The following is a 22,033-nucleotide window of genomic DNA, read 5'->3' as shown; positions in this document are numbered from 1 at the left end:
CATGCGCAAGACGGTTTTCACTCTGTTCTTTCTGATCCTGGCATCATGTCTGCTTGCCCAGATCCAGTTCGACATCGAGTCTTTTGCCGACAGCACCAAATACGGCTGGCAGGATTGGCGCGGACGCGCGGCTTACCGTGAAGACTTGCTCAACCGTCAGGAAATGCTGCAGCTCTACGAGATGGAATCCAGCTCGATAGGTGCCGCCATTCTCAAATCTGCTCTGGTGCCGGGTTTTGGCCAGATTACCAGCAAGGCCGGGACCAAGGGAACCATCTTCCTGGGCGCAGAACTGCTCTCCTTGGGGGTGTCACTCTACCTCTACGACCGAAGCAATTACTATTACAATCAATATCTCACCGCCACCCAGATAGACGATATTCAGCAGTATTACAGCCTGGCCCAGACGCCCAGGTATTACTCCATGCTCTTTTTGGCGCTGGGTGTGGTGATTTGGGGTTATAACATTTACGACGTGATCCTCACTACGGACAACTACAATGCCCAAGTCTGGCAGGATATCCTGCAAAAGCATTCCAAAAAGGCCGTCAGCCTTGGCCCGGAGGGGATCCGGGTGCGTTTTTAGGATGGCTCCTATGAAAACCAAGCTTATTCTTGCCGCCCTGGTCCTGCTGCTCACAGCGGCCTGCCTCAAGCACAATAACCCTCTCGACCCCTATGATAATCCGGATATCATCGTGCCGGATCAGGTGAGCGGGGTGCAATGCTTTGCCTCCCAAGCGGGTTCGGCAAATAAATATGTCGAGGTGCGCTGGATCGCTAACCCGGCCCTGAACACCGATGGCTACTACGTTTTTCGGGGACTGGCCTACAATTCTGACTACGCTGTGGTGGACACCGTGGCCACCAACTTCTGCAACCACGGCTCTGAAGCGTGGCATTCGGTTTTGCCCGGTGATTACTGGTACAAGGTTTCCGCGTTCAGGGATGTTTACGACGGTAACGGCAACTTTCTGGGCAAGCTGGAAGGACGGCGCAGCGAACCCCGCTTCATCAGAGTTCCGGCATAATAGGGCATGTGTGCAGATTTTTCCAAGGAGCTGAACCCTCAGCAGCTCGCGGTCGTTACCGATACTGAAGGCCCGCTTTTGGTTCTGGCGGGCGCTGGCAGTGGCAAGACACGCTCTATCATCTACCGTTGCGCCTGGCTGCTAAAGGAAAAACAGGTTCCGCCCTGGAACATTCTGGTGGTCACGTTTACTAACAAAGCCGCCCGCGAACTGCAGGAGCGCCTGCAGAATCTGCTTGGTTTTCCCGTCCGTTCGCTCTGGGTGGGCACTTTCCACCACGTTTGTTCGCGCATTCTGCGCAGCGAAGCAGCTTCTCTGCCATTCGGGTCGAACTTTTCCATCTACGATCAGGATGACCAGGCTTCGCTACTAAAAAAAATCTATAAAGAGCATAACCTCGACAGGCAGAAATTCCCCATCCAGCGTGTTCTGACCCGCATCGGACGCTACAAGAACCGCCTTCTTCTGCCAGAAGACCTAAGCTCCACCCATACTGTGGACAGCCGTGGAAAAGGCTGGCAGGATGATGTTGAAAACGCCGTCCTGCGCATCTATGGCCTCTATCAGCAAAAGTTGCTGCTCAACCAAGCACTGGATTTCGATGACATCCTTCTATACACTGCCAAACTGCTGCAAGACAACTCCGCTGTTCGAGCTAAATACAGCCAGATGTTCCGCTACGTGATGATCGACGAGTATCAGGACACGAACCAGGCCCAATTTGAAATCGTGTACCAGATCGCCAAAGACCATCAGCGCGTCTGCGTTGTGGGCGACGATGACCAGGCGATTTACAGCTTCCGGGGCGCCACCATCCGCAACATCCTGGAATTTGAGCAGGATTACAGCAATGTCCGCTCCATCCGCCTGGAACAGAATTACCGCAGCACCACCGGCATTCTGGACCTCGCCAACGCTATCATTCGCCACAACCGCCGCCGCCACCGCAAGGACCTCTGGTCGGACCTCGGCAAGGGCGAAAAACCCCAACTGCTGAACCATCAGAACGAGACGGAAGAAGCTAACCAGACCGCCAAAATGGTTGTCAGACTGCATGCAAAGGGCGTTCCCTACGGCCAGATAGCAGTTCTTTACCGCACCAATGCCCAGTCTAGGGTGTTCGAATACGCCTTTCTGCAGGAGGAAATCCCCCACGCTATCGTTGGCAGTCTCCATTTTTACCAGCGCAAGGAAATCCGTGACCTGCTGGCCTATTTGGCTGTGCTTTCCAATCCCTCGGACGCAGAAAGCCTACTCCGCATCATCAACGAGCCGCCCCGGGGCATCGGTCAGACCACTGTGAATCGCCTTCTTGCCCATGCCGCCAAAACCCGCGGCACTCTTTACCAGGCCTTGCAGAACTCAGCCTCCATCGAAGAAATTGGTCCCAGTCTCAAAAAGAAACTGGTTGAATTCTCCGAGAAACTGGATGACTGGCGCAAGCTGGCCCGCGAAGCTCCGGTACTCGATTTGGTGAAAGAGCTGATGGACTACCTCGACTTGGTGAACCTCTACAAACAGAGCAAAGACCCCAAAGACATTTCCCGGGTGGAAAACCTTATAGAGTTTGTCGGTTCCGTGAGCGAATTTTCGGAACGTTGGGCCGAAGAGCACGACACACCGCCCCGCCTGGACGATTTCCTGCCCTTTGTGGCCCTGCAGACAGACATGGACAGGATGGACAGCGGCGCTGACTCCGTGAGGCTGATGACCCTGCACAACGCCAAGGGCCTGGAATTCGGCTGCGTTTTCATCGTAGGCTTGGAGGACGAGTTGCTTCCCCACCGCATGAGCTTGGACAGCCACGAAGCCATTGAGGAGGAGCGCCGGCTATTCTATGTGGGGGTGACCCGCGCCAAAACCAGACTGTTCCTAAGCTACGCCAAATGCCGTCGCCTCTACGACACCTTTTACTACACCAAGCCCAGCCAGTTTTTGCAGGAACTCGACGAATCACTTTTTGCCGGGAGCAACGACCAAACAGATTTCACCCCCGCCCCGAGGCATCGCCCCAAAACGCGCCACCGGATCACGGAAAAAGACAAACAGTTCCGCATCGGACAACAGGTCTGGCACTCCGAATACGGTAAAGGAATGATACTCAGCGTGGATGGGATCGGTTCTTCCGCTCGCCTTACGGTATCCTTCGTTTCGGGCAAGCTGGCCAAGATCATCGGCACCTTTGTGAGCACGGAGCCCCTCTGAAACAGGTATGACGCTCTACGAAAGAATCCTCCCCAGGCTGGAACGCTCGCCCTTCTTTCAGGAACTGGCAACCCTCCCCCAAAGCCCAGAACGCCACCAGCTCCACCATCTGAATCAAAGTGCCCGCGCCCTTGCTGCGGCCCATCTTTGGGCAAAAACCGGCAAAAACATCCTGATCGTTTCGCAAGATGACATCATCGCTGAGGACATCTGGGACGACCTCTGCACCCTAATTGGAACAGCCAGTGCTCATTACTTGCCGGATTATGAGATTTTGCCGTACGAGGAACGCTCGCCCCACTATTCCATCCGCGCTGCCAGGATGATGTGCCTCCACAGAGTCATCGAGGGAAAACCCGCTGTTTACAGCCTCTCCATCCGTGCTCTGATGCGCTTCTTGCCGTCTCTGGAAAACATCGCTCGCCACGTGAAAACCCTGCGCCCGGGCATGGAGTATCCACCCGAGGAATTGATGCGGAACCTTGTTTTCATGGGTTACGAAGTGGAGTATCAGGTGAACAAGGTCTTCCAAGCTGCCCGTCGCGGTGGCATTTTGGATATCTTCAGTCCCCCGGCACTCAAGCCTGTGCGCGTGGAATACTTTGGCGACGAAATCATAACCATGCGCTATTTTTCGCCGAATACCCAGCGTTCCGAACCCGGCGAGGTTCCCTCCTACACGGTAATTCCTGCCCGCGAATTCTGCCTTGACGATGTTCGCGCCACTTCCCCCCTGATGGCAAAGGTCAAACACACAGGCTTCTGGGAGGGCATCGAAAACCAATACAGCCTGCTGTTGGACAGCTTGGTCACTTTCGCCGATTATTTTGCCCCGGGGGAAAGGCTGCTGCTTTTCTCGAACTATCTTTACATCCAGGAGGAGTTTGAACAACTGGCCGAACAGGTGAACAGCCAATACCGGCGCGAGCTGAAAAACACCACCAAAGCCAAGCTCAGCCCTCCGGACAGGGTTTTGGCAGGCGAGGAAAAACTGCTGGAGCTTTGCCGCCCCGGAAGCGCAGTCTTCCTTTCCCAAAGCGAGTTCATCCTGCCTTTCCCTGTCCGTGGCCACAAAGCCCCCTGCGAGCCTCAACCCGGCCTGAACGGCGATCTGGCCCTGCTGGCCTCCTCCCTGAAGAGGATGGGCGCCGAGGACGTCGACCCAGTTTTGCTCTTCGACAACCCCAGCCAGGCCAAGCGCATGCACGAACTCCTAGCTGATTTTGGCGCCGCCCCAGACAGTCACATCGGCCTGCTGCACGAAGGCTTCACTTTGCTGGATTGCGGTCTGGCCCTTTGGACCGACCATGAGATTTTCAACCGCTACCGCCGCAAGCGCTATGCCCCCAGATTCTCTCCCGGGGAGGAGATAATCGATTACGAAAGCCTCAGGCCCGGCGACTACGTTGTCCACATTGACCACGGTATCGGCATCTTCGAGGGCTTGCAAATCATCCAGCTCGACGGACAGGCTACCGAATGCCTAACCCTGCGCTACGCCGGCGACGACCGGGTTTATGTTCCCACCTGGCAGCTCAAGCTTGTCACCAAATACGTGGCGGAGGAAAGTGCCGCCCCCACCCTCAGCCGCATCGGCAGCGCCAAATGGCAAAACATCAAACGCAAGGCCACTGAGCAAATCGAGCTTGTTGCCGCGGACATCGTGAAGCTCTACGCGGAACGCAGTTCCCAGGTGGGAATTGCCCACCAGCCTGATACCGACTGGCAGAGGGACCTCGAGGAATCTTTCATTTACGACGACACGCCGGACCAGGTGCGCTCCACCAACGAAATCAAGGCTGATATGGAAAGCCCTGCCCCGATGGAACGCCTGCTTTGCGGCGACGTGGGCTTTGGCAAGACCGAGGTGGCGATTCGCGCCGCTTTCAAGGCCGTCTGCTCCGGTTACCAGGTGGCAGTGCTGGTCCCCACCACCCTTTTGGCAGAACAGCATTGTCGCATTTTCCGTGATCGCCTGGCTCAATATCCCGTTCGGGTTGCGATGCTGAGCCGCTTCCGTAGCAACGCACAAATCCAAGATGACATATCCGGCATCATCTCCGGAAAGGTGGACATCGCCATCGGCACCCACAGATTGCTTTCCAGGGACATCAGCTTTCCCCGCCTCGGCCTGCTCATCATCGACGAGGAGCACCGCTTCGGGGTGCGCCACAAGGAACGCCTGCGCAAGCTGCAATCCAACGTTGACACCCTCTATATGAGCGCCACGCCCATCCCCAGAACCATGAACATGGCCCTCGCCCGCCTCAAGGAAATTTCCCTGATGCAGACTTCCCCCAAGGAACGCCTGCCCATACGCACCATCATCACCCCTCGGGACAGCGAGGTCATCCGCGATGCCATCCGGCGCGAAATTGACCGTGGCGGCCAGGCTTTCTTCATCCACAACCGTGTTCAGACCATCGAAACGGTCGCTGAGGAGCTGCGTGGGCTGATGCCTGAGGTCAAGTTCGCCGTTGGCCACGCCCAGATGCCCGAACGCATTCTGGAAGAGGTGATGGACGCCTTTATCAAGCGCGAATTCCAGGTGCTGATTTCCACCACCATTGTGGAAAACGGCATCGACATCCCCAACGCCAACACTATCCTTGTTGACCGCGCCGACACCTTTGGCCTCGCCCAGCTTTACCAGATGCGCGGACGCGTTGGCCGCTCCAACCGTCGGGCTTACGCCTACCTGCTCATCCCCCGTGGAACCACAGACGTGGCCCGCAAACGCCTTGAAGCCCTCACCCAATACGATTATCTGGGCGCCGGGTTCCAGGTTGCCCTGCGGGATTTGGAACTGCGCGGAGCCGGAACCATCCTCGGCACCAAGCAGAGCGGCATCATCCAATCCATCGGATTCAACTATTACAACAGCCTCTTGGAGCGCGCCATCACCGCCGTTGAGGCAGGGAAAAGCATCTCTCGCGAACTGGAAACCCCGCCCACCCGGCGCAAACTCACCACGGAAATCGACCTCTACTTCCCACCGGAATATATCACCGACGACGAGCAGCGCCTCTCCATCTACCGCCGCCTGAGCGGATTTGAAAGCCTTGCCGACATCGCAGATTTTGAGGCGGAACTGGTTGACCGCTTCGGCCCCCTGCCCGAAAAGGCTGGCTGGCTGCTGATGTATTTCAAGCTGAACATTCTCGCGAAACAAGCCGACCTGCTCAACTGCCACGTCCGCAACCACACCCTCACTATGGAATTCAAGCCCGAACTGCTGCCCCCGCGCGAAAAGGTGCTCCGCTTCAGCTCCCAAGTTAAACAGGAACTGCGTTTTGATGCTGCCAAAGGCCTCAGGGTGACCATCAGCCTGAATAAGGAAATGGCTTACCATGACCAGTTCGAAGAGGCCCTGCGCCTTCTTGAGCTCTATGTCCAGTCCTGATTTCCCTTCTGCCAGACAGATTTGGATAGAGGGCTGAATCTCCCGGCCTTTCGCCGAGTGTTTCAGCCGATGAATTAAACAACCGCTTACAAACACAAGGAGTTGCCGTGATTGAGAAAATGAAGGAGATACTTGGCAAGGTCGAAGCCGATTACGCAGACCTGCGCTACGAGACCAAGCAGGTCGCTCGCGTGACGCTCAGCAAGAAAGAGGTCCGTAATTACGGTTCCACCACCGGCGACGGCTATGTGCTGAGGGTGTTGCGCCGGGGCGGCCTCGCCACGGTCTGCTTCACCAAGCCGGAGCAGGCAGACCAGGCTGTCCGCAGGGCTGTGGAAAACGCTGATGTCCTCAGCGCGCACCAAAAAGAGAAGAAGCATATCGCTCCTGCCGAAGTGGTCCGCGCGACCGTGAAAGCCCCTCTGCTTGAGGACCCGCGCCAGATTTCCCTGCAGGAAAAGCTGGCCCTGGTGAAGCACTATTCCGACCTTCTCTTTGCCCAGCCGGATATCGCCAACGTGGAATTGTATTACAATGACGTCTATCGTGACAAATATTTCGTCAACACCGAAGGCAGTGAAATCAACGAAGAACTGGTAACCACCAAGCTTGTCGGTGCCATCATCAGCCAGGTTGGGGAACTCACTCAGACCGCGCGAATGGCTTTTGGTGGCAGCGACGGCTTTCAGAGGGTGCGAAACCGCGAAGAGGAGGCTTTGCGGCAGGCGAAGATCGCTTCCGATCTCCTGAAGGCGGAGCCCGTGAAAGCCGGCGCTTACAACATGGTGCTCAATCCCGATATCGCGGGAGTCTTTACCCATGAGGCTTTCGGCCATTTTTCCGAAGCCGACATCATCCGCGACCTTCCCGCCATGAAGGAAAAGATGAAGCTGGGAACGAAACTCGGAACGGATATCCTGAACATCACCGACAACGCCACCATGCCCGGCCAACTGGGATATTACAAATACGACGACGAGGGAGTCGCTGTCCGCAAGGTGAAGCTTATGACCGCGGGCGTGCTCACCGGCAGGCTGCATGACCGTTTCACCGCTGCCGAACTGGGCGAGCCCATCACAGGCCACGCCATTGCAGAGGATTACCGCTACCCACCGATCGTGCGCATGGGCAATATCTTCATCGAACCTGGCTCCGCCAGCTTGGAAGAGCTGCTTTCCGCCCTCGGCGACGGCCTCTACATCTGTGACGCGATGGGAGGACAAACCTCCGGCGAAAACTTCACTTTCGGCGCCAGTTACGGCTACGTGGTCAAAAACGGAAAACTGGCCGGCATGATCCGCGACATCAACATCATGGGCAACCTTTACCACACCCTGAACAGCGTGAAGCTGGTCGGAAGTGACTTCGAGCTGAGTGAATCCGGCGGCTGCGGCAAAGGCCAGACCAACATCCGCTCCTGCCTGGGCGGGCCCAGCGTCCTTTTTGAAAATCTCACCGTGGGAGGAAGATGATGGAAAAGCTGCTAAAACTCGCTACCCAGGCCGCGGACCAGGCCGAAATCTTTTACAACGAAAAAACCATGGACGAACTTGCCTTCAGCGACGGCAAGCTCGTCAACTGTGACAGTTCCCTGAGTTCCGGCATCGCGCTGCGCGTGATCAAAAACGGCAGGATGGGCCTCGCCCACACCTGTAACCTGCTGGACAGGGAGGACTTTCTCCGGCAAGCCTTGCTCAGCGCGGAAAACGGAATGGAGGTGGATTTCACCCTGCCCCATACCCGGGACCTGCCCCGGCTCGAGCTCTACAACCCCGCCGTCGAGGACGTGAGCAAGGAAAGCCTTATCGCCGCGGGCAACCGGATCATCAGTTACATCCGCGACCGGGTGGATGCCCAGGTCAACGTAAGTTTCGGCTACAGCACCGGTAGCGTTGGAATCCTCAACAGCGCAGGAACCGACCTGCACGAAAGGGGATCCGGTTTTTTCACCCAGGCCATGCTGGTTTTCCCCGGCACCGGTAGCGGGCTTTTAACCTTTAAAACCGGACGCTGCCCGCTGGACCTTGAAGATGCCGACTTGGACGAACTTGTCGAGCTTTTCCGCCTCAGCAAAATCGAGATTGTTCCGCCCACCAAGAGGCTGCCTGTGATTTTCGCCCCCCTTTCGCTCTACGCGCTGCTCTCAAGGTTCGAGGCCGCGTGGTCGCCAGTGAACATCCACAACGGGGTTTCGCCCCTCTGCGGCAAGCTGGGGGAGAGGATCGTCTCCGAGAAGATCAGCCTCACCCGCGAGCCTTTCGACCTCGAGCTGGACTCCGCCTCCGCTTTCGACGCCGAGGGCACCCCCACCCGCCGGCTGACGCTGATTGACAAAGGTGTTTTCAGCGCCTTCCCCACCGACCTGAATTATGCCGCCAAACTGAATCTGGAGCCCAACGGTTGCGCGGTGCGCCAGTCATTGGAATGGCTCCCCACGGCAAATGCCGTCAATCTGGTGCTGGATCCCGGCGACGTTTCCCTGGAGGACATGGTTTCCGGCATTAAGGAGGGCATCCTGGCCCAGTTCCTGATGGGAGCGCATTCCGGCAACGTCCTCAACGGCGATTATTCTGTCGGCGTCTCCACCGGTTTCATGATAGAAAACGGCCGCATCACTGGCCGGGTGAAGGACTGCATGCTATCCGGAAACGTTTACGAAACCCTCTCCAACGTGGAGGCGGTGGAAAACAAGGCCCTGAACCTCGGTATCCACAAGCTTCCCGCCCTGCTTTGCAAGGACGTGAGCGTGGCGGGCAAATAAGACTATAACTGCATTCCCTGAAGGGGCGCCAAACCGGTGCCCCTTCTATGTTTTGGCGAGTTTTACCAGAAACCTGAACACCGCCCCACCCAGCGCTGAATCGGCCATCCTTTCCGGATGCCATTGGATGCCCAGGACCATCTGTTCTGAATCGTGCTCAAGCGCTTCCACCATCCCGTCTTCAGCCCGCGCCACGACTTTCAGGCCTGCCCCGATTCGATTGGGGTCGGCAGCCTGATGGTGGTTTGAATTCACCATGATCCTGCCTTCGCCGTAAATCCGCGGCAGCCAGCGTCCGCCCAGGATTTCCACCGGATGCTGTTTTTCCCCGTAATGGATGTCCAGTTCGGGGATGTGCTGGACCAGGGCGCCGCCGAAAAAGACGTTGAGAAGCTGCATCCCGGCACAGATGCCCAGCAGCGGTTTCTCCAGTTCCAGAGCGGTTTCCAGAAGGGCGAAGTCTCCCTTCACGCGGCGCTCGTGAGCCAGCTCCGTTTTGGGGTGGAGCGCCTCGCCGTAAAGTTCCGGCGGGTAATCCAGACCGCCTATCACGATAACCGCGCCCAAAGGCTCCAAATACTGGCGCAGCGCGGCTTTGTCGTCCGTGCAGGGCAAGGGACAGGGCAGCGCGCCCGCGGCAAAAACCGCGTCTATGTATTTGTCCCGCACATGGAACTGTTGATGGCTGCCCAGCCTCATGTAGTTCATGCTCAGGCCTATTCGGGGTTTTGGCATGGGATACCTCGGGTTCGTTTATTAAAACATTCATACCAGCGGACGGGCCTAAGCTGTCAAGCTGATTCTGGCATGTCCTTGCCTCAAAAAGGAGTTGGGCCTCATTTCTCCTCCATCACTTGTTCTATCTTTCCATTTGGCTCTCTATAAAATCGGACGGGAAACGCCCTCCGGACCGCTTTCTGTTTGAGTAACCGCAGCCAATCGGTATAAAAGAGAGTTAGAAATGTTAACCCGATATAAGGTCCTGTCAGTCAGGCCCTGAGCGCTTGAGCCCGTCCCTCTCTCACGCCTCTTGCAAAATACTCGCATCAAATGCGGGTATTATACGGGAGGCGCACCTGATACACAGGACAAGGCCTTAACGGCCAGCAGGCATCGCTTCACTCCTGCGAGGGGATTGATTTCTGTCGCCTACTGGGTTGTAAGACACTGAGTTTCAGCTACTAGATTTGAAAGAAAGCCAAATGGTCTGATTGAACTGGATGGATGGTAATTAGAGTCTGTCAGGTTGCGCTATTTCCGCAGCATCAGCCAGACGAAGAAGGGGCAGCCGACTGCCGCTGTGACCACGCCCACGGGTAGTTCTATGGCGGCGATGTTTTTGGCGACCAGGTCTCCCAGCAGCAGAAATATGCCCCCAGCGGCGAGTGACCAGAGATAGACCCTTTTTTGCCCGGATGGCACGAAAAAGCGCACTACATGAGGTATGATGAGGCCCACAAAACCGATGATGCCGGCATAGGAAACCGTGATGCCGATTAGCAGCGAAGTGAGGACGAAAATCTCCTTGCGCACGCGGAAAACGTTGATGCCCACACTGCCGGCGTAAATATCGCCTCCGCTCATTATATCCAGAGCCGGAGCACGAAACCAGAGCCAAGCCAGGATCAGCAGCGAAACACCCATCAGCACGAGGAAAAAAGACCATTCGCCCCGGGTGAAAACGTGACCCAGATTGCCCATCAGGGTGCCCAGGATGATCATGGTGTCCTTTTGGAAAAGATACATCACCAGCGAAATCCCCGCCGCGAAAAACATTCCGGCGATCACCCCCGCGATCAGCAGCCGGCTGCGATCGAAACTGCCTTTTTTCTGGGCCAGCCGCCAGACCAGCAGCAGTGTTGCCACCGCGCCGATGAAACCGCCCAAAGGCATCAGTAGGGTGAGCCCCAGCACTCCGAAAAGGATGGAGCCGAAAGCCGAGCCGGAGGAGATGCCCAGAATGTAAGGCTCAGCCAGAGGATTGGCCAGCATCAGTTGATATACGGAACCGATCCCGGCCAGGGTCATGCCGGTAAAGACTGTCAGGATCAGCCGCGGCAGGCGCAGTTCCGTTACGATATTGGCATCCACTCCGCCGCCAAAGAGATAGAAGGCCACCACCAATCCGCCGGCCAGCACCAGCAGTAGCGTGAAGATCCGGTTTCGCTTCATCTATTCTTCTGATGGGAAAAACAGCTTGTATAAGCGCCGCATCCCTTCCAGGGTGCGCGGGGTGGCTTGTTGGATGAGGTCGGGATCGATATCGGTTTCGAAATACACTCTCCGGCTGCGGACGGCGGGAATATCCTGCCAGCCTTTGCGGGCCAGGATGGATTCCAGGCTGTCTCGGGAATAGCAGATAATGATGTCTGGCTGTGCCTTAACTACGGCTTCAGGGCTAACGCGGGCGTAATCCCGCTCGAGGGTGCTGAAAATGTTGTCGCCCCCGGCGGCTTCTATTATTTCGCCCACGAAGGAGTCGTCGGATACGCTCATCAGGGGATCGCGGTAAATCTCCAGATATACTTTGGGGCGGGTTTTGCCGGCTGTCTGGTCCCGCATGGCCGCTATGCCGCTGCTGAGGCTGTCGGCCAGAATTTTCGCCTCCTCCGTTTTGCCGATAAGCTCTCCGATTTGCAGGATCACGCGGGGCAGGTCGTCAAGCTTTTTGGGATAGATCTGCTTCACGGTGAGTCCCATTTTGGCAAGGTCGGTGGTGAGGGCATCCTGCTCCAGAGCGGAGGTGAACACCAAGTCCGGTTTCAGGGCCAGGACGGCTTCCCTGCTCACGGCCCCGAAATTGCCCACTTTCTTTATCCTGGCAAGTTCGGGCGGATATTTGCATTCCTGGGTTACGCCAACCAAAAGAGATGTCCCTCCAAGCGAGGCTATGATTTCCGCCACTTCCGGAGAGAGGGCTACAATCCGGGTTTGCCCTTGCGTATCCTTCCTATCGCCACAGGCGCCCGTGATCAGGATTGCCAGCAGCAACAGGGTTACGATTAAGCCAGAAACAGTTTTTTTCATTTCAGGATGTCCACCCGGATCTGAGAAGTATTGTCCAGCCAGGCGACCTCTTCCCTGATCTCGGTTATGTCTTTGCTATATAGGCGGATGCATCCGTGGGATACGGATTTGCCGATGGAGGAGGGGCTGCTGGTGCCGTGAATGCCGATCCCGGTCCAGCTTTTGCCGGAGAAGGCGCCGGATTGGGTGTTCAAGACAAAGAACCAGGGTCCGTAAACCCCAGGCTTGCTTTGCCTTCCGGTTTTCGGACAGATATAACGACTTTTGATGGAAGCGTTGATGGAAGCAACATTGAAATGGCCTTCCGGGGTGGCAAGGTCGCCAACACTGGATTTGTCCTTCTTATTCCTGCCAGTGGCCACGGGATAGGTCTTCAGCAGCACGCCGTCTTTATACAGATGAAGTTTGTGTTTGGTTTTATTGACGATAATGTAGTAGCCTTCAGTGGCGTTCCTTGGCTGCCGGTTTTCCCAGGCTTGGAGGCTGTCCGTACCGGCAGGAAGCACCTTGAGGGCGCCATCTTTGGTAACATTGCCACTCTGCGTCTGGGCCGCAACGGCTGTTTCCGACTTTCCAGCAGACTGGGCTGACTTGCCCCACGCCAATGCCGAAAACAATAACAAAAGCAACAGGGTCGCGATGATCTTGCTGCCGGTCTGTCGATTCAATTTAACCTCTCATACTCGGAATTAGTTACAGGCCCGATCTCCTAATCTGATAGGGTCAGATAAAGCCGACAAGGATATTTGTCAACTGCTTTTTATACCCCATTCCAAAGGGATTCCTGCGTTATCTTTTGCTCGCGAAGCGCATAAAGGCCAGCGGCAGAAATGGATTTTTCGGTTGACGTAATCCGGAGAGCCAAATTTACAGGGAACAGACACTAATAATGGTATATACAAGGCAATAGATATTTCAGGAGATCAGATGAAACGACTGATTTTGCTGGTGCTTGCGCTCACGGCCGCTTTCCTGAGCGCCAAGGACCCAGATCCCAAGGCTGTTGTCGGCAAAATCGACAACAAAACTTATACTTACTCGGAATACAACAAGATTCTGGACAACTATTACAAGTACCACCAGAACCAGAAAGGCAGCACCCTCACCAAAGAAGAGAAAGCCGACCTGAACAACCGCTGCTGGGAAGAACTGGTGGGCCGCTATATCTACGACAAAGCCATCAAAGCCGGTAAAATCAAGATCACCCAGCAGGAACTTCTGCGCGAGGCGAAGAAGAATCCGCCTGCCGCGGTGAAACAGATCCCGGACCTTAAGACCAATGGAAAGTTCGACAAAAAGAAGTATGAAAAGGCTCTCACGGAAGCCAAGGAGTTTCGCAATGCCGTACTGGATGAGGTGAAAAACCTATACCAATACAGCAAGCTGCTGGAGACGATCCGCTCCGAGGCCGTGGTGGTGGAAGACAGCGTTAGGGCCCAGTGGGAACGGGACACCGAGGTGGTGGACGCGAAGATCATCTTTTTCGATGCCAACCGCCAACCCAACGTTGTGGCAAGCGAAGACGAAGCCCGCGATTACTTTGAGGCACGCAAAGAAGAATTCCGCAAGGACGACTGCCGCCGATACCGCTTTGTGAAGTTTGCCATAGCCCCTTCCGCGGCAGATTCTCTGGCTGTTCACGAAGAGGCGCTGCGAATCTACCGTGAACTTCAATCTGGGGCTGATTTTGCTGAATTGGCCAGGGAATTTTCCGATGACCCCGGTTCCGGCTCGAAAGGCGGAGACCTCGGCTGGTTCGGACGGAACAGGATGGTTAAAGTGTTTGAAGACACAGCCTTCAGCACTCCGGTAGGTGAGATATCCGAACCGGTGCTTTCCCAATTTGGCTGGCACATCATCCAAACCCAGGACCGGCGCGGCACCGAAGACAACGAAGAGGTTATGGCCCGGCATATCCTGATTAAGATGGAACCCAGTATGGCCACCCAACAGGCCATGAAAGCTCAGAGCGCGCAAGTTTTCGAGCTGGCCAAACAAAATGGCCTGATAGCCGCGGCGGCTGAGATGAACCTGAAGGTGGAGGAAAGCTCGGTTTTCCAAGCCAAGGACGCCTTCATCCCCGGCATCGGCAGGGATGCTGGCCTGGTGAGTTTCGCCTTCGACAATCCCGAAGGCGCTTTGGCCGACATGTTCACTTCACCCTCCGGGGACATTTTCGTCTGCGAGGTTTCAGGCGTTTATCCGGTCTGGTACCCCACTTTCGAAGACGAGCGCAGCCGGGTGATGAGCAGTGCCACCAGCTCCAAGCGCGGATACACCATGAACGCCAGAGTGCAGGAGTTTGTCAGAAACATAAAACCTGAGCATTACCTGAGCGAAGCTGAACGCGACAGCATCTTGGTGGTGGAGATCAGCGGCCACAAAAAAGGCGACAACATCAGCTCCATCGGCAAAGTCCAGGCCATTGAAGATGCCCTGTTCAGCACTCCGGAAGGCACTTTCGCGCCCTTGATCAGTGAGGCGATGCGCTGGTTTTTGGTGAAGGTTGACCGCCATCAGGTACCAGATCCGGCCGAATGGGAAAAGGACAAAAAGAAGCTGCTTTCAGAAGCCAAAGACAAAGCCCGGCAGGAACACCTGAACGAATGGTACCGCGATGAACGCCAGAAAGTAAACTTAATCGACAACCGGCGTGACTTTTATGACCTCAATACCCCCGGCAGGGTGATCCAGCTCTAGAGCTCGAACGCTTCGCCCCAGCCAATTGGGGCGGTCGGCTGAAGACATTATAGGGACCAACGGCCAGAAATGGCTCTTGGTCCCTTTTTCATGGATCGGATTTATGGAAGCGTCAACATGAGCGACGGCAAGAAGAGTTTGTCCCTCTTTCAAATCGGATGGGTAAGGCTTTGGGTCTGAATACAATAGCGGGGGGGGTAAGTGACTTGGGAGAAGCGATGCCGTCAGGCTGTTAAGGCCCTTGTTTGTGTTCCAGACACGCCTCCCGCACGATACCCGCATTTGATGCGAGAATCATGCGCGGGGCGTGAGAGAGGGGTGGACTCAAGCGTTCAGGACCGAACTGGCAGGATATTGCGGTGGGTAAACAGATACAACTCTATTAACAAACAAGTTGGTGCGGACGCTCAAATAAAAAGCTGTCTGTTGGTCTTTATCTGCCTGGCTTGAAAGAGAGTTCCTTTATGCGGGTGGATTCTTAGGACGGGTCAGCGGGAAAAGCTCGCGGACATGGGAAAGAGAGGTATGTCACTCAAAGTGAGAGTGTTGCGTTTCCGGATGGAAATGGATCATCACCCGGCGCAGGCCGCCTTCATAGCTCTCCAGCAGTTTTTCCTCCACCCGGTGGGCAATGGCATTGCCTTCTTCCACGGTGATGGAGCCATCCACACAGATGGTCATTTCGATGGTGAAAAAGGGGCCAAAACGGTGCACGCCCATATCTTCGATGCAGCGCACGCCCTCCACGGAAAGCGCTATCTTTCTGACGGTATCGCCGAAATCCTTGTCCGGAACGGCGTCCATCAGTTCAGCCGACGATTCCATGAGGATGCTCACCCCGGTTTTGAAGATGAACAGCGCGACGATGGCACCGGCTGCCGGGTCCATCCAGGGCAGTCCCAGACGGGCGGCGACCACGCCAACGATCACGGCCCCGGAAGCCATGATGTCGTTCAGATGGTCGTTAGCCAGGGCTTTGAGGGTGGGGTTGCCTGTCTTGCTGTAGTTTACGCGGGTGAAGGCGAGCAGATAGATCTTGGTCAGCAGGGTGGCAGCGGCTATCACCAGCACCCACAGTGAGCTTGGCGCTCTGGAAGCGGTGGTGGCCAGGTCGTAAACCTTGTTGATGGATTCAAAGAAGATGGCAATGCCAGTGGTGATGATGAACGCGCCTACCACGATGGCTGAAATGCTTTCCAACTGGCGGTGCCCGTAGGGATGTTCAGGATCGGCAGGTTTGTTGGCCTGACGCATGAAAATCTTCACCGCCACGTAGTAAACCACATCTGATGTGGAGTTTATGCCATCAGCCAAGAGGGCCTGCGAATGGCCAATAATACCGATCAGGGATTTCAGCACAGCCAGGACCACGTTTGTGAACAGGCCAAAATTGACAGTGCGGTTGGTGATCTTGTCTCTGTCGCTCATGACGTTAGCTCCCTTATATCAGGCAGGTCAAGCTGCGGAAAAGCCTCTCGCAGCCGGGCACGAAAGTCCGCTGCATCGACAGCCACATTGCCAACGGAAGCCGTGTTCACTGTCCAGGACCGGATTCGGAAGGGAATCAGCACTCGCGGTTGAAGCTCCTCAACCAAGCGTTCCAAGCGTGTCAGCCCCAGTTTTAGGCACTCCGGATGGCGGAAAATGATGTTTGCCTTCAGCGCTGCCAAAGGTTCCCGCAAAGCAGGAAACCCGGCATCAGTCAACGCCCCGGGGATGTAAATGGCTTCATGACCCTGTTCCAACAGCTTTTTCAGTTCCTTCTCATTTCCCAGCAGGGAATGCAGGTCGCTTCCAGTCCAGCATCCGTCTTTTTTCAGAAGGATTTGCTCCGAACCGAGCAACTTTGCAAATTCCTGTTGTCCGAGCTTCGCCTCAGGAAGAGAATTGAGAAATTCCAGACGCCTGATTTCAGTGATGACGGAAGACACGCTGCCAAAGCTGGCGCCGATCACCACGGCGACGGCATCGACAGCTTCAGACAGGGCTATCGATTTGCGGTCCAGCGAACCGTCGATCAGCACTTTTTCCGCTCCCTGTTCCCTCATAGCCTGCAGCACGGAAATTTGCTCGGATACTGAACCGGGGCTGGTGATCTCAGTTTGCAGGTGCACCAGGCTGCGCGCCAGCCACAAAGGACGGGCCGCAGAACTGCCCCGGACTTTTTCCAGCACTTTGACACCGCTGCCCAAAGCGTCCAGATTGGCAGTGTCGCAACAGAATACTGTGTCCGGTTCCAGTTTGACCGCGGGTTTGGGCACCCGGAAAACGCTGTCGCGTTCCTCTCCGTCGATCCCGGTGCTGAAAACACCCCATACTCCTTTTTTGCGCAGGGATAGAAGGTGATTGAGCAGGGTGGTCTTCCCGGCGTTTTTGCAAATGCCGACGATGGCCACAGCGCGCGGTTCCGCGGCCTGGATCCAGTCAAAGGGTCCGGGCCGCGCTCCGTGTTTCATCTTTTGGCGCCGGTTATTTGGTGCGGCGTTGGTTGCGGCGGGTGTCTGCCGGCCCTATGGACACCTTTTTGCCCCGCAGCAGGGTCATCACGCCCTCTATGGACTGGCGTTCAGGCGCGCAGCGGGACTGGTATTTGCTTTCGTCCTGGGGCGCGAATTCCGGTTCCGTGTAGGCGGAGATGAAGCCTTCATAGTTGCGCAGCACAACGCGTCCTGGCATCTGGGAGATAATATAATTGGGCATCACGGGGATCTTTCCGCCGCCGCCGGGGGCATCCACAACGAAAGTGGGAATGCAAAGTCCGGAGGTGTGCCCGCGCAGGGATTCAATGATTTCGATGCCTTTGGAAATCGGGGTGCGGAAATGGGAAATGCCTTCAGAAAGGTCGCACTGATAGATGTAATAAGGCCTCACGCGGTTGCGCACCAGGGCGTGCACCAGGGATTTCATCACATCCACGTGGTCGTTCACGCCTTTTAGCAACACGGATTGGTTGCCAAGCAACACACCCGCTTCCGCCAGTTTGGCTAGGGCGGCAGCGGAATCCGGGGTTACCTCATGGGGATGGTTGAAATGGGTGTTCAGCCAGACGAACTTGTACTTTTTCAGCACGGTTATCAGTTCGTCGGTGATCCTCTGCGGCATCACCACAGGGGTTCTGGTGCCGATGCGGACGATATCAACGTGGTCGATTTTGGCCAGACGAACCAAAACCTCATCGATACGGGCGTCGCTCATGGTGAGGGGATCGCCTCCGGAGAGGATAACGTCGCGAACTTCCTTGTGCTCTTCAATGTACTTGATGGCCTTGTCCACATTTTCCTTCGGCATGGGGGCGTCATACTCCCCGGCTTTGCGGCGTCTGGTGCAGTGGCGGCAGTACATTGAGCACTGGTCCGTGAGCAGCAGCAGCACGCGGTCCGGATAGCGGTGGGTCATGCCTGGCACAGGCGCGTCGGCATCCTCGTTCAGGGGATCGGCCATATCGGAAGGACCGGTAACGCTTTCCGCGATGCGGGGTATGGCTTGCAGGCGCACAGGATCGTTGGGGTTTTTGTGATCGATCAGGCTAAGGTAATAAGGCGTGATCGCCATGCGGAAAGAAAAACTATCGGAGCTGGCGACGGCCTCTTCCTCCGGCTGAAGCTCTATGTATTTTTTAAGGGTCTCAAAATCGGTGATGCGGTTGCGGATTTGCCAGCGCCAGTCGTTCCATTCCTGTTCGGTGGCAATGCTGCGGATGTCTGTCAGTTCTGCCATTCAGCACCTCACTTGTCAGTGTATCTTTCCTGGAAAAGCTTCATCAGCACAGGGTTCCGGCGCAGCAGATCGAGGGAGATGGCGGCATGGTGGCGCGCGTAACCGTTGCCGAGAATCATATCCACGTCAGCGCCGATGCCTTCAGCGCCGAGGGCGGCTTTGGTGAAAGATGTGGCCATGGAAAAGAAATAGACCAGACCGCGTTCCCTGCAAGCCATGATGGAGGGCAGTTCCGTGCCTTCGATGTTTACCACGTTTATCACCACGTCGGCCATCCGGCCATTGGTGAGGCGTGCCACTTCTTTCTGGATGGTGATGGCGTCGGTGGCGCTGGCGAGGATAACCTCGTGGCAGCCGGTGTTTTTGCAGGTTTCGATGTAGGCTGGATTGCGCACGATGCCGATCACTTTTCCGGAAACGCCAACCCGCTCGCGGGCAATGGCGTTGCAGAGTATTCCGCTCTTGCCGTTGGCGCCCAGGACAACCACCGTGTCGCCGGGCCTGGCCAAACGTTCCACTTGGGCTGGAGCGCCCGCAACGTCCAGAACCGACAGGGCCAGGTTTTCGTCCATGTCGTCCGGCAGTTTGGCATAGATGCCGCTGCTGAAGAGGATTGCCTGGCCTTCGATTTCCACCTGGTCCTTGTCCAGCAGCACCCGCTTGACCTTGTTGATTTTCAGCGGCGTCAGCGAAAGCGAGACCATGCTGGCGATGGTGTCGCCTACGGCGATTTCGTCTTTCATCTCAAACTTGGGGCCGATCTGCGCCACCCGGCCGATTAGCATTCCGCCGGAGCCGGTGTCCTCGTTTTTGTGCTTGCCCGTGCGGTTAACCAAATCGATAGCGTGGTCCGCGAAGGCTTTTTCCAGGTCTGTGTGTCCCTGGGCGATAAGTTTGTTCTTGATCTGGTGGAAAGAGGCGGAATCCACATTGAGGCGGATCACGTCGATGAGCAGTTCATTATCCCAGATCTCGCTCATGTCATTGTTCAAAACTCTGGCAGGTTGGGGCAGTACGCCCTTGGGTTCGATAACCCTGTGTGTGCCGAAACGGCAGCCGCCGGTTTTCATATTCAACTCCTCTAAGATACTGATATCTATTTTGTTAATTATTCTTTATCGAGTAAGTCAGCTTTTCAGGCTGGCAGGATTTGTCAAGCACTATGGGATGCCCTAAGCCTGCCTGGATGAATTGGCTCCAAGTCAGCGGGCCTGGTTTTTTTCCTCCACATCCGGTTCCGCCGGTTCAGAGGGCTCTGGCTCTTTCTCGGTGCCGGGCAGAGCGAACAGTTCCGGGCAGGAAAAATCGTAATACATAACGCGAAGGTTCCCCTGCGGTGAATAGGAATAGCTGGCGGCCAGGTTTTCGTCGAAAATCCAGCTTACCGTCTCCCTGGCCTCATTCACCAACACGTTCTCCCCGTGCATCTTATGCATCATGTCGAGCACGTAACCATCCTGTTCCTGTGTGTTTTCGGCGTTGTAAACAACGCTCCATCCCCTCAGGATTTCCGTGGCGGGATCAACGTAGAGCACCACGAAATCGATCAGGGGATTGTAATCGGAGGTATAAATCACCCAACTGCTGATCACCTCGCGGGCGATGAAGCCCTGCTGCACCATCAGCGAATCCGCGAAGTTCAGATCGTCGCCGTAGGCAAGGCCAAACAGCCCTTCCTGGGCGCAGAGGCCGACGGCGGCAAGGGCCAGAATCATTATAACATACAGCTTTTTCATCGTTCACCTTTGTTCGGAGCATTGATTTCTCGCCAAGCCATGAAGTCAATAAAAATCCTGCCCGCCAATCCGGAAAGGATTTTCCCTGCGGAAACCGGATGCCACCTTAGCCCTTTAAGCAACGCAGGTAGTTCGCCTCCCGCACAATCCCCGTATCAAATGCGGCCATCCTCCGGGAGGCGTATGGGGAGGGGGTCTCAGAGGGCTAAGCACCAATGGGACTGGAAACCTGCCCCAGTGCCGGAATGACGGGAAATGGCGCTCGGATTTTGCCACAACCGAAAAATCTTCTTGACATATTATATTATTGGCGAATAAGTGAATTTCAGTGCAAGTCTTAAAAGGAACATATTGCTGAGCCATTGATGGATATGGGTTTGGCTTGCCAAACTGGCGATAACTCCAGTAAAAGGGAGCTTGGTATGAAAGGTATAGTTTTAGCGACTGGATTTTTGTTTTGCTGTTAGTTGGGCTGCGTGGAATCACTGGCGTGGAATATTCAGATACCTTTAAGTTACTGAGGAATCCAATCTTTCCCAGTATCAATTAAGAAATTTGGCCTCTGCCGATGAATGGCTTTGATACAATCCGTCCTACTGAGAGAATGGATATCATTTTAACAACCTTTTCAACAGAGAGATTGCCATTTATGGCTTTTAGCCTTGGTCAGTAAGATAATACCAAAGGAGTGTAACATGAAAGCGCGTTTTCTTCTTGTAGTCATGTTGACAGCCATTGTTTTTCTTTTATTCTTGTCTGGCTGCCACAAACCGACGGAGTTAGAGCAGGTGTCCAAGCCGGTCTTCAGTCCTCCCGGAGGCACTTATGATAGCGCGGTTGAAGTTGTCATCACCACCTCTACCCTTGGCACAACCATCCTTTACACCACCGACGGCAGCGATCCTGACTTGAATTCACCGGTTTACGCTGGTCCCATCCTGGTTTCAGAAACCATAACCTTGAAAGCCAAAGCTTATAGAACCGGCATGCAGGACAGCGCCATCGCCACAGCAAGCTACACCATTGAGCTGCCTCCACCCCCCGATCAGATGATCTATGTCCCCGGCGGCACCTTCACCATGGGTGATACAAGGGGATATGTGAATGAACTGCCAACCCATACGGTCACCCTGAACTCTTTTTACATCGGCAAATATGAGGTCACCCAGGCGGAGTATTCCCAGTATATGCAGCCGGGTTCAAGCTGGAGAAGCGATTATGGCCTCGGGGATAACTATCCCGCCTATTATGTTTCCTGGTACGCCATCCTCAAATACTGTAACCTGCGCAGCATGGCTGAGGGGCTGATTCCCTGCTACACTATAAACGGTAGCACCAATCCAGCCAACTGGGGCGCAGTACCCACAGACTACAACGACGCCTGGGACGCCGCGATTTGCGACTGGAACGCCAACGGCTACAGATTACCCACCGAAGCGGAATGGGAATACGC

General features: G+C 55.5%; 17 protein-coding genes. 8 read left to right on the top strand and 9 right to left on the bottom strand.

What is annotated here, in order from left to right; translation table 11 throughout:
• The first annotated feature begins 1 nt into the window (after position 1).
• The 6 genes from GX466_05200 (at position 2) to GX466_05175 (ending at position 9,400) form a co-directional block, all read left to right on the top strand.
• Complete coding sequence (locus GX466_05200; GenBank protein NLH93601.1) at positions 2–586, top strand: hypothetical protein; 585 nt, start codon at positions 2–4, stop codon at positions 584–586.
• Positions 587–596: 10 nt separating this feature from the next.
• Positions 597–1,031 (top strand): hypothetical protein, encoded by a 435-nt coding sequence (locus GX466_05195; protein ID NLH93600.1) that lies wholly within the window; start codon positions 597–599, stop codon positions 1,029–1,031.
• A 6-nt stretch (positions 1,032–1,037) separates the two neighbouring features.
• The gene (locus GX466_05190) at positions 1,038–3,236 is read left to right on the top strand and encodes a UvrD-helicase domain-containing protein (GenBank protein NLH93599.1); all 2,199 of its coding nucleotides are present in this window, start codon (positions 1,038–1,040) and stop codon (positions 3,234–3,236) included.
• 7 nt (positions 3,237–3,243) lie between these two features.
• Positions 3,244–6,639, top strand: coding sequence for a transcription-repair coupling factor (mfd, locus tag GX466_05185; GenBank protein ID NLH93598.1), 3,396 nt, complete (start codon positions 3,244–3,246; stop codon positions 6,637–6,639).
• Between the two features lie 107 nt (positions 6,640–6,746).
• Positions 6,747–8,111 (top strand): TldD/PmbA family protein, encoded by a 1,365-nt coding sequence (locus tag GX466_05180; protein ID NLH93597.1) that lies wholly within the window; start codon positions 6,747–6,749, stop codon positions 8,109–8,111.
• Positions 8,111–9,400, top strand: a complete 1,290-nt coding sequence (locus tag GX466_05175) for a TldD/PmbA family protein (protein ID NLH93596.1) — start codon at positions 8,111–8,113, stop codon at positions 9,398–9,400. The genes GX466_05180 and GX466_05175 overlap by 1 nt, the downstream gene beginning before the upstream one ends.
• Before the next feature lie 45 nt (positions 9,401–9,445).
• Here GX466_05175 and GX466_05170 read toward each other — a convergent pair whose 3' ends face one another.
• The 4 genes from GX466_05170 to GX466_05155 all read right to left on the bottom strand — a co-directional run bounded on the left by GX466_05170 (position 9,446) and on the right by GX466_05155 (position 12,933).
• Positions 9,446–10,135, bottom strand: a complete 690-nt coding sequence (locus GX466_05170) for a gamma-glutamyl-gamma-aminobutyrate hydrolase family protein (protein NLH93595.1) — start codon at positions 10,133–10,135, stop codon at positions 9,446–9,448.
• A gap of 516 nt (positions 10,136–10,651) precedes the next feature.
• The gene (locus GX466_05165; GenBank protein NLH93594.1) at positions 10,652–11,572 is read right to left on the bottom strand and encodes an iron ABC transporter permease; all 921 of its coding nucleotides are present in this window, start codon (positions 11,570–11,572) and stop codon (positions 10,652–10,654) included.
• Positions 11,573–12,427 (bottom strand): cobalamin-binding protein, encoded by an 855-nt coding sequence (locus tag GX466_05160; protein NLH93593.1) that lies wholly within the window; start codon positions 12,425–12,427, stop codon positions 11,573–11,575.
• Entirely contained in the window at positions 12,424–12,933 is a 510-nt protein-coding gene (locus tag GX466_05155) for a L,D-transpeptidase (protein NLH93592.1), read from the bottom strand. Before GX466_05155 ends, GX466_05160 begins: the two co-directional genes overlap by 4 nt.
• Before the next feature lie 421 nt (positions 12,934–13,354).
• Here GX466_05155 and GX466_05150 point away from each other — a divergent pair, with 421 nt between their 5' ends.
• Positions 13,355–15,127, top strand: coding sequence for a hypothetical protein (locus GX466_05150; GenBank protein NLH93591.1), 1,773 nt, complete (start codon positions 13,355–13,357; stop codon positions 15,125–15,127).
• Positions 15,128–15,655: 528 nt separating this feature from the next.
• Here GX466_05150 and GX466_05145 read toward each other — a convergent pair.
• The 5 genes from GX466_05145 to GX466_05125 all read right to left on the bottom strand — a co-directional run bounded on the left by GX466_05145 (position 15,656) and on the right by GX466_05125 (position 20,580).
• On the bottom strand, positions 15,656–16,555 hold the full coding sequence (locus tag GX466_05145) for a cation transporter (GenBank protein ID NLH93590.1): 900 nt from the start codon (positions 16,553–16,555) through the stop codon (positions 15,656–15,658).
• The gene (locus GX466_05140; protein ID NLH93589.1) at positions 16,552–17,583 is read right to left on the bottom strand and encodes a hypothetical protein; all 1,032 of its coding nucleotides are present in this window, start codon (positions 17,581–17,583) and stop codon (positions 16,552–16,554) included. The genes GX466_05145 and GX466_05140 overlap by 4 nt, the downstream gene beginning before the upstream one ends.
• A gap of 13 nt (positions 17,584–17,596) precedes the next feature.
• The gene (ablA, locus tag GX466_05135) at positions 17,597–18,844 is read right to left on the bottom strand and encodes a lysine 2,3-aminomutase (GenBank protein ID NLH93588.1); all 1,248 of its coding nucleotides are present in this window, start codon (positions 18,842–18,844) and stop codon (positions 17,597–17,599) included.
• 8 nt (positions 18,845–18,852) lie between these two features.
• A complete protein-coding gene (locus GX466_05130) occupies positions 18,853–19,914 on the bottom strand; it encodes a zinc-binding dehydrogenase (protein NLH93587.1) in 1,062 nt (353 codons plus the stop codon).
• Positions 19,915–20,046: 132 nt separating this feature from the next.
• Complete coding sequence (locus GX466_05125) at positions 20,047–20,580, bottom strand: hypothetical protein (protein ID NLH93586.1); 534 nt, start codon at positions 20,578–20,580, stop codon at positions 20,047–20,049.
• A gap of 695 nt (positions 20,581–21,275) precedes the next feature.
• On the opposite strand from GX466_05125, the gene GX466_05120 reads away from it, so the two are divergent.
• Positions 21,276–22,033, top strand: a 758-nt coding sequence (locus GX466_05120; protein NLH93585.1) for an SUMF1/EgtB/PvdO family nonheme iron enzyme, incomplete at its 3' end; no start/stop codon positions are given.

The organism is Candidatus Cloacimonadota bacterium (assembly GCA_012516855.1).
In the GTDB taxonomy this organism is placed as follows: domain Bacteria; phylum Cloacimonadota; class Cloacimonadia; order Cloacimonadales; family Cloacimonadaceae; genus Syntrophosphaera.
This window is presented reverse-complemented; position numbering and strand designations above follow the sequence as displayed.